Origin of the sequence: Brevibacterium zhoupengii, assembly GCF_021117425.1 — a bacterium.
Taxonomy (GTDB): domain Bacteria; phylum Actinomycetota; class Actinomycetes; order Actinomycetales; family Brevibacteriaceae; genus Brevibacterium; species Brevibacterium zhoupengii.
Genome location: NZ_CP088298.1, coordinates 571877 through 586570 on the forward strand (window position 1 = coordinate 571877; position 14694 = coordinate 586570).

The window sequence follows — 14694 nt, forward strand, 5'->3', positions numbered from 1 at the left end:
TCGACCCCCTTGCGGCCACGGCAGACTGATCTCACCAACCCCGAACGACGAGGAGTGAATGAGAATGACTGAGAACACCACGCAGAGCAACTTGCACGATGCTGAGGCCATCCGCCGCGACTGGGCCACCAACGCCCGCTGGTCGGGAGTCGCTCGTGACTACGAGCCAGAGGATGTCGTCAAACTGCGCGGTTCGCTGATCGAAGAGCACACACTGGCTCGCCACGGCGCCGAGCGCCTGTGGAACCAGGTGGCCTCCACCGACATCAAGTCCGGTGACTACGTCAACGCACTCGGTGCACTGACCGGCAACCAGGCCGTTGAGCAGGTCAAGGCCGGCCTCAACGCCATCTACCTCTCCGGCTGGCAGGTCGCCGCCGACGCGAACAACGCCGGACAGACCTACCCGGATCAGTCGATCTACCCGGCCAACTCGGTGCCGCAGGTCGTGCGTCGGATCAACAATGCGCTGATGCGCGCCGACCAGATCGAGACCTCGGAAGGCAAGAAGAACGTCGACGACTGGTTCGCTCCGATCGTGGCCGACGCAGAAGCAGGCTTCGGCGGTTCGATCAACGTCTACGAACTCATGCGCTCGATGATCTCCTCCGGTGCAGCCGGTGTGCATTTCGAGGATCAGCTCGGTTCCGAGAAGAAGTGCGGCCACCTCGGCGGCAAGGTTCTCGTCCCGACCTCGCAGCACATCCGCACCCTCAACGCGGCTCGCCTCGCGGCCGACGTCGAGAACGTGCCCAGCCTCGTCATCGCCCGTACGGATGCTGAGGCAGCCACGCTGATGACCTCGGACATCGACGAACGCGATCAGCGCTTCGTCACCGGCGAGCGCACCTCCGAAGGCTTCTACAAGATCACGAACGGCATCGAAGCAGGCATCGCCCGCGGACTGTCCTTCGCCCCCTACGCGGACATGCTGTGGATGGAGACCTCCACACCGGATCTCGACGCCGCCAAGCAGTTCGCCGACGCCATCCATGCTGAGTACCCGGACCAGATGCTGGCCTACAACTGCTCGCCGTCGTTCAACTGGCGCAAGCACCTCGACGATGCCACCATCGCGAAGTTCCAGCGCGAGCTGGGAGCCATGGGCTACAAGTTCCAGTTCATCACGCTGGCCGGCTTCCACGCACTCAACTACTCGATGTTCGATCTGGCTCACGGCTACGCCCGCAACCAGATGACCTCGTACGTCGAGCTGCAGGAGCGCGAGTTCGCTGCCGAGGACCGCGGCTACACCGCAACCAAGCACCAGCGCGAGGTCGGAACCGGTTACTTCGACCTGGTCTCGACGGCCCTGAACCCAGAGTCCTCGACGACCGCTCTGGCCGGCTCGACCGAATCCGCTCAGTTCAGCTGAGCCCTCGGTGACCCGAGCGGTCACCGGATGACAGGCACCGGCACTGCCGGTGGACCGGTCACCTAGTACTCGGCGCGGGTCGACAGTGTTTTCACGGGGTTTGCACTGTTGATCCGCGCCGGCCCACCGGTCATCTCAACACCAACCACAACCTCGGCGACACAAGCAGCACCACCAACACACAGCAGCACCATCACCATCGAAGCACCGCATCACCGCCATCGCACCACACATCAGCAGCACACATTCCGACGGGTGAGGAGAAGCCCCATGTCTCACATCAAAATCAACGCCCCCATCGAACCAGGCTTCGACACAATCCTCTCGGAGTCCGCCCTCAACTTCATCGCGGCACTCCACGATCGCTTCAGCGACCGTTTGGGCAAACTTCTCGGTGTCCGCGGACGTCAGGCGCAGAGCATCCGGAACGGCACGTTCCCGAGGTTCACCCCCGACACCGCCGGAATCCGGGCCGACACCACCTGGAAGGTCGCCGGCTCGACCGGAGCTCCCGGTCTCGAAGACCGCCGCGTTGAGCTGACCGGCCCCGTCTCCGAACCCGAAGTGATTGCGGCGCTGAACTCCCGTGCGAAGGTCTGGCTCGCCGACCTCGAAGACGCGACCAGCCCGACCTGGGCCAACATCATCGGCGGACAGCTCAACCTGTTCAACGCCATCCGCGGCAATCTGCCCGGCGTGAACAACCGCCAGCAGCCCACCATCGGACTGCGCCCCCGCGGCTGGCACCTGCCCGAGAAGCACCTGCTCCACGTAGACGGCCAGGGCCGGGAAACAGAGACCTCGGGCGCCATGGTCGACTTCGGTCTCTACTTCTTCCACAACGCCCGCCGGCTCGTCGACAGCGGTTCGGGACCCTACTTCTACCTGCCGAAGCTCGAATCCTTCCGCGAAGCTCGCCTGTGGAACGAGATCTTCGTCTTCGCTCAGGACTACATGGGCCTGCCGCAGGGAACGATCCGGGCCACGGCGCACATCGAGACGATCACCGCCGTGTTCCAGATGGAAGAAATCCTGTGGGAACTGCGCGACCACTGTGCAGGACTCAACGCAGCCGGCTGGGACTACCTGTTCTCGCTGGTGAAGAACTTCCGCAACTCCCCGGAGTGGGTGCTGCCGGATCGTGAGCACCTGACCATGGGACTGCCGCTGCTGCAGGCATTCGCCGACCGTCTCGTCTCAACCTGCCACCGTCGCGGAGCACACGCGATCGGCACCATGAGCAACCTCATGACCACGCACCCGGACAAGGAATTCGTGGCTTCAGAAATAGTGAAGATGCGCGAAGACAAGGCTCGCGAAGCCTCACGCGGCTTCGACGGCACCTGGGTGGCCGAGCCGGGACTCGTCGATGACGCGCTGGAGGTCTTCGACGCAGCACTCGGCGACAAGCCGAACCAGCTCGACAACCGCCGCGTCGACGCCCACGCCTGCGCCGAGCACATGCTCGACGTGTCGGGACTGGACAAGACGGTGACCGAGGAAGGTGTTCGCCTCAACATCCGCGTGGCCATCGGCTACATGAACGAATGGTTGGGCGGCACCGGCAACGTTGCCCTCGAGAACCTGCTCGAGGACGCCTCGACCGCAGAGATCTCGCGGTCCCAGATCTGGCAGTGGATCCGCCACTCGGTGACCTTGGACAACGGCAAGCAGCTGACCCGCGACCTGGTCGAGCGCTACATGGGCGAGGAGCTCGCAGTCATCGAGCGCCACCCCGCCGACCACTACACGGAAGCGGTTGAGGTCTTCCGCAAGAGCGCACTGGGTGAGGACTTCCCCGAATTCCTCACGATGCCCGCCTACTCCGACCACCTGGTCGACAGGGTGTCGAAGGGTGCGGTGTTCGCGGCCTGATCTGAACTCACCGACTACCCGGATGTCGGACAGCAGCCACTCGACAGGCTGCGGTCCGACATCCGGGTCTCTCTGTTTCGGCTCAGCTCGAGCGGAAGAGCTCAGCTCCACTCAGCGGGAGGCCACGGCTGGCCGTCGGCCTGGGCGTTGAGCTGGTAGGAGATCGCCCCATCGATGGACTCGCGGATGATGTCGGCATGCCCGGCATGGCGAGCGATCTCTGTGGTGAGATGGCACAGTATCCACCGGACGTTCATGACGAAGTCCTTGGGCATCCAGGGATTGCCCGGCATCGGAACCACGGTGCCCAGGTCGGTTCCATTGACTTCGACAGCCTGACGAGCCACCTCGATTTCGGCGATGCTCTTCTCAAAGATCACCACCACCTCGGCGATGTCGAGGTCAGGAACCGCTGATCCATCGAACATTCCATCGAGTCCGAGCCCGTCGTTGATCGTCGGATACTCCTCTTCATCGATGTATCGCTCAGGCTCCTTCACCTGCAGCAGCCACCCGTTGAGGACCTGCGCCGCATGGGCCAACAGGCCCGCGATGCTCAGCCCACTCGTGGTCGGGGTGCTGCGAGCCTGTTCATCGGTGAGGTCGAGGGCCGTGAGCTTGAGCTGCGTGCACTGCTGCTCGAGGTAGGTGAACAACGCGTCGGCTTCGGTCGTGACTGACGGGGCGAAGAATGCCATGAGAGCTCCTGATCGTGTGTCGTCGATCCGGTCGTCCCCGGATCGTTGATACCAGTGTCTCCACCTATGCGGACATATAATGTCCGCTATGACCGTTGAATCTCGCCTATTGTCCCTCTTGGGGATGCTCTCCGCGGGACGGACCTACACCGCGAGTGAACTGGCCGCACGCTTCGGCGTCACTCCACGCTCGATCCGCCGCGACATCGCGAGCCTGCGCGAACTCGGCTATGTCATCGAATCCCTCCCCGGAGCCGCTGGCGGATACCGCGCCCATTCGCGCACGGTCCTGCCTCCACTGCAGCTGCAGACCGGTGAAGCCCTGGCCACAGCCGTCGGTCTGGCCCTGCTCAATGGCGCCGGGCTGAGTACGTCTGATGCGGAATCGGCCACCGCGAAGCTGCGCACAATGCTGCCTCCGGCCATGCACAGGACAATCGGGGACATCAGCACGGCCGTGTCTGTCCTCCCCGGTCATGAACCCGGCGTCGACATGACCGCGGTGATGACGACCACTTCGGCGATCGCGTCGAGAAACGTCCTCACATTCGCCCATGAGAAACAACGCCCGACCAGATCAGAGACGAGATCCGAGACGATGCAGCGCCGCGTGGAGCCGGTGCGCATGGTCGTCCTCGGCGGGCACTGGTACCTCTACGCCTGGGATCTCACCCGCAGCGACTGGCGGGTCTTCCGGCTTGACCGGATGAGTGAGATCCACGAAACGACGTTCGCCTTCGCTCCCAGAGACCATCCCGACGCCGAGGTGGCCGTGAGTTCCGCTGTCACAACCGCTGCGTACCGCCACACGGTGATCCTGGACGTGGACGCCACCGTGGCCGAGGCCAAGGCGTGGTTTCCGACGCGGACCGCGACGATCACGAAGTCCGGCGACGGTGCCCGTGTCGAATTCGGGGTCGAGGACCTGGCGTGGGCGGCCGTGATCACTGCCGCGACTCCCGTGGATTTCCGGGTCATCGAGCCACCGGAACTGCTCGGTGCGCTGCGTGAACTGGGACAGCGGGCGGCTCACGTGAGCAGAACCGGCAGCACGGAACCGGCGCGCGGCCGAACGGACTGAGCGGTGATGTGCGCCTGGATACGGGGCGCGGCCGGTCTTGGAGTGCGGCGGCGGTGACCGTGGGATGTCCTGTGGATGATACGGGAATGAACGAATCAGGGCCGAGCCAATATACTTCTCGATATGACGATTCTCATTGGCTATCTTCCTGCTCCTGAGGGTGAGGCGGCTCTGCGCGCGGGCTTCGCAGAGGCCAAACTTCGGTCGAGCAATGCTGTCGTGATCAACTCCCAACGACGCGGAGCCAGTGGAACCCCAACCGAGATCGACCAAGACGTCATCGACCGCATCGTCTCTCTGGGCAAGGATTCAGACGTCGAGGTTGAGGTGCTCCAGCCCGATCACGAGGACGACCTGCCGGGAACGCTCAACGAACTCGTCGAAGAACACGACGCTCAGCTCATCGTCATCGGACTGCGCAAACGCTCGGCGATCGGGAAGTTCATCCTCGGTTCACAGGCACAGCGGATCCTGCTCGAGGCAGAGGTCCCGGTCCTCACCGCCAAGGCCTGAGGGTTCAAGCCGCAGCTTCCAGCCACTCGAGGCGATACGCCTCGCTGAACTAGCGGCTGGGTTCGAGACCCCAGCCCCAGGCGAGGAGCTCCGGCAGTGACACGCCCTGGGCGTTGCTGAGGTCGGCGATCTGAGTGCGACAGGAATAGCCATCGGCGAGAACGACCCGGGCGCGGTCACCAGCGCCGGCAACGACTCCCGTCCCCGCAGTTCCACCGGCCCCGACCGCATTCGGGGTTCGGTCACGCAGCGCCTCCTGCTCGCGCAGCGCCGGCAGCAGAGCCACCTCGGCCACGGCGACCGAGGTCTCGTAGTGGCCCTCTTCAACGCCGAAGTTTCCGGCCAGTCCGCAGCACCCGCCCAGGAATTTCGAGGCGGCACCGGTTCGGGCCAGGAGTTCCTTGTCTGCGGCGTTGCCGAAGATCGCCGACTGATGACAGTGCGGCTGCACGAGAGCCTCGACCCCATCCAGGTGCGGGAGTTCGGCGCCGACGCTGAGCAGGTATTGGGCGAAGGTCTGCACCCGTGCCGCGACCCGGGCCGAGGCCTCATTTGCCAAGAGCTTCTGCGAATCGTCCTTCAGGGTCGCCAAGCATGAGGGTTCGACCCCGATGATCGGCACATCCCCGGTCGCATCGAGTGCACTGATCGTCTCTCCCAGATTCGCCTTCGCCGCGTCGAGCTGCCCGGTCGAGATCAGCGGCAGGCCACAGCACACGGTCTGGTCGATGACACGCACGGTGACACCAGCACGCTCGAGCACGGCCACGGCGGCAGCGAGAATGCGAGGAGCGAAATGATTCGACCACGAATCGGCGAACAGAACGACCTCGCGTGTCATCGTCGCGGCCCCCACCTCGGCGGGGGCGGAGCCTGAGGTCTTCCACCACCTACGGAAGGTCGTGGCCGCGAACTGGGGAATGGACCTGCGGACATCGATCCCGGCCATCTTCTTGGCGACACTCGTGAGCCCAGGCAGCCCTGAGACGCGGTTGACCACCGGCGCCAGGGGAGTGATGGCGCGTGCCAGCTGCGGGAGGAACCCGAGCGAATAGTGCTTCATCGGGCGCAGCCTGCCCTTATAGGACTGATAGAGGACCTCGGCCTTGTAGGTGGACATGTCCGTCCCCGTCGGGCACTCGGTGCCGCAGGCCTTGCAGGACAGGCAGAGATCGAGGGCGTCGGCGACCTCGGGGGACTGCCAGGAGGAATCGAGGAGATCCCCGGACACCATCTCCTGCAACACCCTGGCACGACCACGGGTGGAATGCCGTTCATCGCGCGTGGCCTGGTAGGACGGACACATGACGCCACCACTGTCGGCGGAATCGGCGCGGCACTTGCCGACACCGGTGCACCGATGCACAGCCGAGGCGAACCCGGCGGACTCACCCTCGTAGCTCATCGCCAGATTTCCGGGCAGCTCCTCGCGCAGCGGCAGCTGGGTCAGTCGCAGCGATTCGGTCAGCGCATCGGGATCGACGATGACCCCCGGATTGAGCAGATACTGCGGGTCGAAGAGCTCCTTGACCTCCTTGAACAGATCGAGCACCGCCGGCGGATAGACGAGACGCAGCAGCTCGGATCGCGCCCGGCCGTCCCCATGCTCACCGGAGACGGACCCGCCGTAGCGGGCCACGAGCTTCGTCGCAGCGACCATGAACGTCCGCATCACCTCCGGACCGTCGGGGTCTTCGAGCGGGAAGTCCACACGCATGTGCAGGCACCCGTCACCGAAGTGACCGTAGGGAATGCCCCACAGCCCATGCTCGGTGAGCAGGTCCATGAGATCACGCAGGTAGTCGCCGAGGTTGTCCACCGGAACCGCCGAATCCTCCCACCCGGCGTGGGCGTCACGACCATCGGGTGTCCGCGACACGAGTCCGGCACCGTCGGCACGGATCGCCCACACCTCGGCGGCGGCATGGGCACCGAGCACCGCAGAGTCCAAGGCAGCAGATTCGCGGATCAGCCGTTTCGTCTCATCCACCAGCTCGGCTTCGTCCTCGCCGGTGAGCTCGACCACGAGCCAGCCGGCGCCCTCGGGCAGACGGGGGACCGCCTCGGCGCCCTTGGTCTCGATGACCCGATCGAGCATGCGCTTGTCGAGGCCTTCGCAGGCCGCGACCGGGAAACCCTTGAGCAGGGGAGCGTCGTGCGCGGCCGCGACCATGTCCTCATATCCGAGCACCACCGCCGCGGTATGGGCTGGGTCCCTGACCAGACGCATCTTCGCGGCGAGGACGATGCCCCAGGTGCCTTCGGACCCGGCGAAGGCTCGACGCAGGTCGAAGTTGTTCTCCGGCAGCAGGGATTCGAGTCCGTATCCGGAGACCTGACGAGAGAAGGTGCCCAGGTTCGTCCGGATGGTGCCCAGCTGCCCGGCAACGAGCTCGTGCAGGCGCGGGAACGTCTCTGTGGAGTCGGTGTCGTCGAGGGTGACGACGGTGCCGTCGACGAGCATGACGACCAGGGCGAGGATGTTGTCACCGGTGCGACCGTAGCCCAGCGCACGTGGTCCGCAGGCATTGTTGCCGATCATTCCGCCGATCGTGCAGCGGGTGTGGGTGGAGGGGTCAGGGCCGAAGCGCAATCCGTGGGGTCGCGCCTGCGCCTGCAGATGGGCGTGGATGCATCCGGCCTGGACCCAGGCCGACTGTGCGTCGGGGTCGAGTGAGAGGACCTCATTCATATGGCGGGAGAAGTCGAGGATGATGCCAGTGCCGATCGCATTGCCGGCGATCGAGGTGCCGGCTCCGCGGCTGGTGACGGGAACACCCAACCGACGTGCGATGGCCAGCGTGGACGAGACGTCTGCTTCGTCGTGCGGGAACACGATGGCCTGCGGGACCAAACGGAACAGGGACGCATCCGAGGTGTAGGCGGCACGGTCGGTGTCATCGACGCTGAAGTCACGGACGCCCGCCGTCCTCAGCTCGGTCGAGAGAACATCGGCGAGGGACATCTCTGTCTCCGCAGACGTTCGAAGTGCACCAGTGCTCTGCGCCGAAGTCGTCATGTTCGCATTGTGCCACTTCACGTATTTCCCGTGTACTCCCGAGCTCAGCGTGGGACAGCGCCGACTCTGTCCGGAGCTGGTCGCCGCTCCAGGGAAATCGAGCCGGGATGTTATTGAACTGTTATAAAAAGGTGCCGGAAAAGCGCCTTCTCTTCTGTAATTCGGGAATTATTGGATTATTGTCATATGCATGGTATTTAATGGAACTACATCATTAGATGGCATCGAGCCAGAGTCGTAAGCAAGGGAAGAAACCATGTCGCGTCGAGCCCGTGAATTAACAGTTGATCAGACAGCCTTAGTTGGTGCGGTCCGGAAGGTTTCTCGTCAGCGTGCAAAAATCAACACTGATTACGTGATGGCGATTCTTCGCGCCCGTGAAGAGGGTGCGACCTTCGGTTCCATCGCCGAGGCGGCAGGCACCTCATCGCAGGCGGTGCAGGAGATCGTGCGTCGGCATGGGCAGGTTCAGCGCCCCGATGCCGCAAAATCAGCTCCAGCCACCGCATAATAAGGCCAGCAGGGTGCTGGTGAAGCGCTCAAACGCTGCAGGTCGACCGAGGTGGGCAATGCTGCCCGCGCATCACAATGAGGTGATCGGCGCGGGCGCCCGCCTCGGGCGTTGAGTCATGGTCGAAGTCATTCGTTTTATTACTATCTGATAACAAGACCTCTTTATTGTGGAAACCATGTGAAGAGCGTGCATGTGACATTAACGGAGCGATTGCACTCGGGTATTGAAAAGTCGTCCTGAATGCGAACGAATGTGATCGAAAAGCTTGCTTTCAGATCGTCGATTTCAGTTCTCCGCAGTGAGGTGCAGTTGGTGGAATTCTCAGCAGCAGTCGTCCCTGACAGGGTGTCTGAGCGGCTTAGATACAAGAAGTACACACTCGCATCTGTATTGCAGTGTTGTTACACGAGGTGGTCGGCGAGGGCCGACTAGAGTTGAGCCATGAGCTCCGAGACAAATCTTCTGCCCAGTGATGTCAGTGAACTTCCCCTGATCCGGATCGCCTCGGATCTGGCCACGATGGCGTGGGAGCAGATGGTGGCCTGGCGCAGTTCCCTCGGCGCGCAGCTTGACGCCTCGGTGGTGGACACGAAGACCTCACCCAATGACCTCGTGACTCTCGCGGATGCGCAGATCGAATCACTGGTCCGCGGCTACCTGGCGAAGGTTCGACCCGCTGACGTCATGGTCGGCGAAGAAGGTGCCCCAGCGCTGGATCCCACCGGCTTCTTCGACACCCAGCTTCTGAGCCGACTCAACTGCTTTGATCCCGGCAGCAATGACCTGCTCGACATGAGCGATGACGGTCAGCCCCTGGAATGGCACGTCGATCCCATCGATGGCACCGTCAACTACGTGCGCAACATCGAGCACTATGCGTTCTCCGTCGGTGTCTGCGTGGCAGGCGGAGACCATGGGCGAGGACTGGATGAGGAGGGGTGGCTCATCGGACTCGTGGCATCCCCGGGGCTGAATGCCACTTGGCTAGGTGCGAAGGGTCAGGGCGCCTACCGCGTCGAGGGGAAGCTGTCCGGGTTCCGAGGAGCGACACCAGCCATCCCTGCTCGACGGCTGCACGGCACGCCGGCCGAGCTTTCGGGCCGACTGCTGGCAACCGGCTTCGCCTATACCGGGGACAATCGCGGTCCGCAGCTGGCAAAGCTGCTGACCCTTATGGACGGCTACGACGATATCCGCCGCTGCGGTTCGGCAGCCATCGATCTGTGCATGCTCGCAGAAGGCAAGGTCAACGGCTACGCCGAACGAGGACTGGGAATCTACGACTATGCCGGGGGCGGGGTTATCGCTGCCGAGGCCGGTGCCCATGTCCACCGTGGTGGATCCGGTGGCCCCACCGCCGCAGCAGAATCCGAGCAGGAAGTGCGACGACTCATCGCCTCGATCTGACAGCCCTCGATCTGGCTGGGCGATTCCCCCTGTTCTGGCACGCTGGCTGTTCTGGCTCACTGCCTGACTATGCCCGCAGTGAATGTGAGATGAATAACGTTAGATTACTGTCACGTATTGTGTGAAGCTTAGGCTAAGCTAATTCACGGTTCGTGTTCATCTGACGTCAATGACTTTTGCAGGAAGTAGATCACTATGGGTTCGTCTCGCCTTCGTTACACCGCCTTGGCCGGTGTGGTTGCACTCGCTCTGACCGGTTGCGGCCAAGCAGCCGCCGATGACACCGGCGCCGACGCCAAAACCGGCAGCACCATCGACATCGAGGACAACAACGGAGCGCAGAGCGTGGCGAGCCCTCCTGCTTCTGTGGTGGCCACAGACAACCGTACCTTCGAGACTCTCGACACCTGGGGCGTCGAACTCAGCGCCGGCGCTGTCTCCTTGATGTCTGAGGATCTCAGCTACACGAATGACGATTCGGTCCTCGACCTCGGTTCGCACCGCGAGCCTGACCTTGAGAAGGTCGTCGAGGCCAAGCCAGACCTCATCATCAATGGTCAGCGGTTCGCGCAGTTCCATGACGATCTCGCGAAGTTGGCTCCCGACGCTACCGTTCTCGAGCTCGACCCCCGCGACGGCGAGGACTTCGGCTCCGAACTCAAACGCCAGACGACCACTCTGGGAGAGGTCTTCGGCAAACAGGACGAAGCGCAGAAGATCATTGACGACTACGATGCCTCGGTGAAACGAGCCAAGGCCGCCTATGACAGCAATGACAGCGCCATGGGCCTCATCACCTCGGCGGGTGACATCGGCTACGCCGCTCCTTCGGTCGGACGAACCGTCGGGCCGGTCTTCGACATCCTCGGTCTCGACCCGGCACTCGAGGTCGAAGCGAGCAGCGAAGATCATCAGGGCGATGACATCTCCGTCGAAGCGATTGCCGATTCAAAGCCCGACCTCATGGTCGTTCTTGACCGTGACGCCTCATTCGCACCCGAGGAGCGCGATGAAGGATCGGCGCCTGCCGCCGAGGTGCTGGAGAAGTCCGAAGCACTCAAGGACGTCCCCGCGGTCAAGGACGACAAAATCGTCTACTTCCCGCAGGACACCTACCTCAATGAAGGCATCCAGACCTACACCGAATTCTTCAACTCCTTCGCGGACAAGCTCGAAGAGCAGAAGTAATACCGATAGACCGCATCTGAGATCGCGAGAATGACGAGTACACGCAACGGCTCTGCCGATCACACGGCCGCCCCCACCTCGGGGGCGGCCGGTGTCGCGGCAGCCGAGGCCACCTCGGCGAGGAAGAATTCTGCGGAGACGAAGAACCGACTGGTGAGCTGGAAGCTGGCGGTGGGCATTGTTGTCGTTCTGCTCCTCCTCGTCCTCTCACTGGTCACCGGTGTCTACGACATCTTCGGCGGTGACGGGGGAGCCGAGATGTTCCAGATCACCCGTGTCCCGCGCACCATCGCCCTCGTCCTCTCCGGCGCGGCGATGGCCATGTGCGGCCTGGTCATGCAGCTGTTGACGCAGAATCGGTTCGTCGAACCGACGACGACCGGCACCACGGAATGGGCCGGGCTGGGCCTCATGCTCACCGTCATCGTCTATCCGGATGCCTCGATCCTGGCACGAATGATCGGCGCCATCATCGCCGCCTTCATCGGCACACTGGTCTTCTTCCTGTTCCTGCGCCGAGTCTCGCTCAAGTCGTCGCTCATCGTGCCCATCATCGGCATTATGCTCGGCGCAGTGGTCGGAGCGATCTCGACCTTCGTCGCCGTCCAGACCGATATGCTCCAGAGCCTGGGCATCTGGTTCGCCGGCAGCTTCACCTCCATCCTGCGCGGCCAGTACGAGATCCTGTGGGTCGTCGTCATCGTCGTCATCGCGGTCTTCATCGCCGCCGACCGCTTCACCGTCGCCGGTCTGGGCAAAGAGGTCGCGACGAACGTCGGACTCAACTACAGCCAGGTCATCCTCATCGGCACCATCCTCGTGGCCATCGCCACGGGTGTCGTCACGGTGGTGGTCGGCAGCCTGCCGTTCCTCGGCCTCATCGTGCCCAACATCGTGTCGATGATCCGCGGCGATGATCTGCGCAGCAATCTGCCCTGGGTCTGCTTGTTGGGCATCGCCATCGTCACGGTCTGCGACCTCATCGGCCGAGTCATCATCGTGCCCTTCGAACTGCCCGTCTCCGTCATCCTCGGAATCGTCGGTGCCGCAGTCTTCGTCGGACTCCTCCTGCGACAGCGAAAGCGGGGCTGAGGCACACCATGAGCGCAGACACGACCGAGTCCACAGCATCCACAACCACCTCGGTGGCGAATCACTCGCAGCGGACCACAGGTCCACCTCGGCGATCCTCCGGGTCCTTGGCCACGTCGAAATCAAAGTGGCGGTACTGGTCGATCATGGCCGGGCTCATCGTCGCCTCGGTGGCCATCGCGTTCGGCCTTCTGGCCTGGGACAACCCGATGCCGATCACCGACGAGGGCTTCTGGCTCATCGCGCAGATGCGGATGAAGAACCTCGTCGTCATCGCAATCGTCGCCCTGTGCCAGGCGTTCGCGACCGTGGCCTTCCAGACGGTGACGAACAACCGGATCATCACGCCCTCGATCATGGGCTTCGAATCCCTCTACGTCGCGATCCAGACCGGGGCAATGTACTTCTTCGGAGTTACCGCGATCGTCGACCTCAAAGGTCTGGTGCCCTTCACCGTGCAGCTGCTGCTCATGGTCGGACTCTCGCTCGCGCTCTACGGCTGGCTGCTCTCGGGCAAGTACGGCAACATCGCGATCATGCTGCTCATCGGCGTCGTCATCGGCGGCGGGCTCGGATCGATCGCAACCTTCATGCAGCGGACCCTGACACCCAGCGAATTCGACGTCCTCGCGGCCCGACTCTTCGGCTCGGTCTCGAACTCGGACTCCAGCTATCTGCCGGTCTCCATCCCGTTGTGCCTGTTGGCATGTGCTGCGATCTACATGATGTCCTCGCGGCTCAATGTCCTGGCTCTCGGGCGGGACACAACCAGCAACCTGGGGCTCAATCACAAGTTCGAGATGATCAAGGTCCTGTTCTTCGTCTCGATCCTCATGGCCGTGTCTGTGTCGATGATCGGACCGATGATCTTCCTCGGCTTCCTCGTCGCGATGCTCGCCTACCAATTCTCCGATACCTACGACCACAAATACGTGCTGCCGATGGCGGGCCTCCTCGGGTTCGTCGTCTTGGGTGGGGCGTACTTCATCATGAAGAACCTGTTCTACGCCGAGGGCGTCGTCTCCATCATCATCGAAGTCATCGGCGGCGGCGCATTCCTCTTCGTCATCATGAGAAAGGGACGCCTGTGATCACTCTCAGCGATGTCCGCAAGTCCTACAGCAACGAGGTCGAGATCGGTCCCGTCGATCTGCAGATCCCTGCCGGGGGAGTCACGGCACTGGTCGGGCCCAACGGCGCAGGGAAGTCAACGCTGCTGACGATGATCGGTCGCCTGCTGGGCATCGACGAGGGGGCGATCGAGGTCGCCGGCTATGACGTGTCGTCGACGAAGTCGAAGGACCTGGCGAAGATCGTGTCCATCCTGCGCCAGGAGAACCACTTCATCACCCGGCTGACGATCCGCCAGCTCGTCGGCTTCGGCCGATTCCCCTATTCCAAAGGACGCCTGAGCGCCGCCGATGAGGAGATCATCTCCCAGGCCATCGACTTCCTCGAGCTCAATGACCTCGAGGACCGGTTCATCGACGAGCTCTCCGGCGGACAGCGGCAGCGTGCCTATGTGGCCATGGTGCTGGCTCAGGACACCGACTACGTCCTGCTGGACGAACCGCTGAACAATTTGGATATGAAGCACTCGGTGCAGATGATGCAGCACCTGCGTCGGGCCGCCACGCAGATGGGGCGGACCATCGTCATCGTCCTCCACGACATCAACTTCGCCGGTCATTACGCCGACCATATCTGCGCTGTGAAGACCGGCAGCGTCGTCGAGTTCGGAACGCCGGAGGAGATCATGACCGCCGAGGTGCTCTCGCGCGTCTTCGACACCCCGGTCGAGGTCATCGACGGCCCGCGCGGTCGGCTGGCCGTGTACTACTGAACCGCGGTCGGCAACGCGCCTTGAGGGGCGCTGAAACTGTTGCCGAGTAGTTACTCTGAGTCTATTGGCTTAAACATCTAGAGTTGATA

General features: G+C 63.0%; 12 protein-coding genes. 10 read left to right on the top strand and 2 right to left on the bottom strand.

From position 1 onward, the window contains the following. The first annotated feature begins 64 nt into the window (after positions 1-64). Both aceA and aceB read left to right on the top strand, forming a co-directional pair. Positions 65-1375, top strand: a complete 1311-nt coding sequence (aceA, locus tag LQ788_RS02575) for an isocitrate lyase (RefSeq protein ID WP_231444990.1) — start codon at positions 65-67, stop codon at positions 1373-1375. 270 nt (positions 1376-1645) lie between these two features. Next, positions 1646-3250 carry a malate synthase A gene (aceB, locus tag LQ788_RS02580; protein WP_231444992.1) on the top strand — a complete coding sequence of 535 codons (1605 nt, stop codon included), beginning with the start codon at positions 1646-1648 and terminating at the stop codon, positions 3248-3250. 101 nt (positions 3251-3351) lie between these two features. On the opposite strand, the gene LQ788_RS02585 is transcribed toward aceB, so the two are convergent. Continuing rightward, positions 3352-3948 (bottom strand): mycothiol transferase, encoded by a 597-nt coding sequence (locus tag LQ788_RS02585; RefSeq protein ID WP_231444995.1) that lies wholly within the window; start codon positions 3946-3948, stop codon positions 3352-3354. 88 nt (positions 3949-4036) lie between these two features. Here LQ788_RS02585 and LQ788_RS02590 point away from each other — a divergent pair, with 88 nt between their 5' ends. Together LQ788_RS02590 and LQ788_RS02595 are read left to right on the top strand one after the other, a co-directional pair. After that, positions 4037-5029: a helix-turn-helix transcriptional regulator gene (locus LQ788_RS02590; RefSeq protein ID WP_231444997.1), complete on the top strand. Its 993-nt coding sequence runs from the start codon at positions 4037-4039 to the stop codon at positions 5027-5029. Positions 5030-5152: 123 nt separating this feature from the next. Then, a complete protein-coding gene (locus tag LQ788_RS02595; protein ID WP_009883440.1) occupies positions 5153-5542 on the top strand; it encodes a universal stress protein in 390 nt (129 codons plus the stop codon). Between the two features lie 49 nt (positions 5543-5591). Here the strand turns inward: LQ788_RS02595 and LQ788_RS02600 are convergent, their stop codons facing one another. After that, positions 5592-8561 (bottom strand): FAD-binding and (Fe-S)-binding domain-containing protein, encoded by a 2970-nt coding sequence (locus tag LQ788_RS02600; protein ID WP_231444999.1) that lies wholly within the window; start codon positions 8559-8561, stop codon positions 5592-5594. A 355-nt stretch (positions 8562-8916) separates the two neighbouring features. Between LQ788_RS02600 and LQ788_RS02605 the strand changes: the two genes are divergently transcribed. From LQ788_RS02605 to LQ788_RS02630, 6 genes are all read left to right on the top strand, one after another. Further along, entirely contained in the window at positions 8917-9072 is a 156-nt protein-coding gene (locus LQ788_RS02605; RefSeq protein ID WP_231447540.1) for a hypothetical protein, read from the top strand. Between the two features lie 444 nt (positions 9073-9516). Continuing rightward, positions 9517-10482, top strand: coding sequence for an inositol monophosphatase family protein (locus tag LQ788_RS02610; protein ID WP_231445001.1), 966 nt, complete (start codon positions 9517-9519; stop codon positions 10480-10482). A 195-nt stretch (positions 10483-10677) separates the two neighbouring features. After that, entirely contained in the window at positions 10678-11670 is a 993-nt protein-coding gene (locus tag LQ788_RS02615) for a siderophore ABC transporter substrate-binding protein (protein WP_231445003.1), read from the top strand. 30 nt (positions 11671-11700) lie between these two features. Next, positions 11701-12762: an ABC transporter permease gene (locus LQ788_RS02620; RefSeq protein WP_231445005.1), complete on the top strand. Its 1062-nt coding sequence runs from the start codon at positions 11701-11703 to the stop codon at positions 12760-12762. 8 nt (positions 12763-12770) lie between these two features. Next, a complete protein-coding gene (locus tag LQ788_RS02625; RefSeq protein WP_231445007.1) occupies positions 12771-13853 on the top strand; it encodes an iron chelate uptake ABC transporter family permease subunit in 1083 nt (360 codons plus the stop codon). Continuing rightward, positions 13850-14605, top strand: a complete 756-nt coding sequence (locus LQ788_RS02630) for an iron ABC transporter ATP-binding protein (protein WP_231445009.1) — start codon at positions 13850-13852, stop codon at positions 14603-14605. The genes LQ788_RS02625 and LQ788_RS02630 overlap by 4 nt, the downstream gene beginning before the upstream one ends. The last annotated feature ends 89 nt before the right edge of the window (positions 14606-14694 follow it).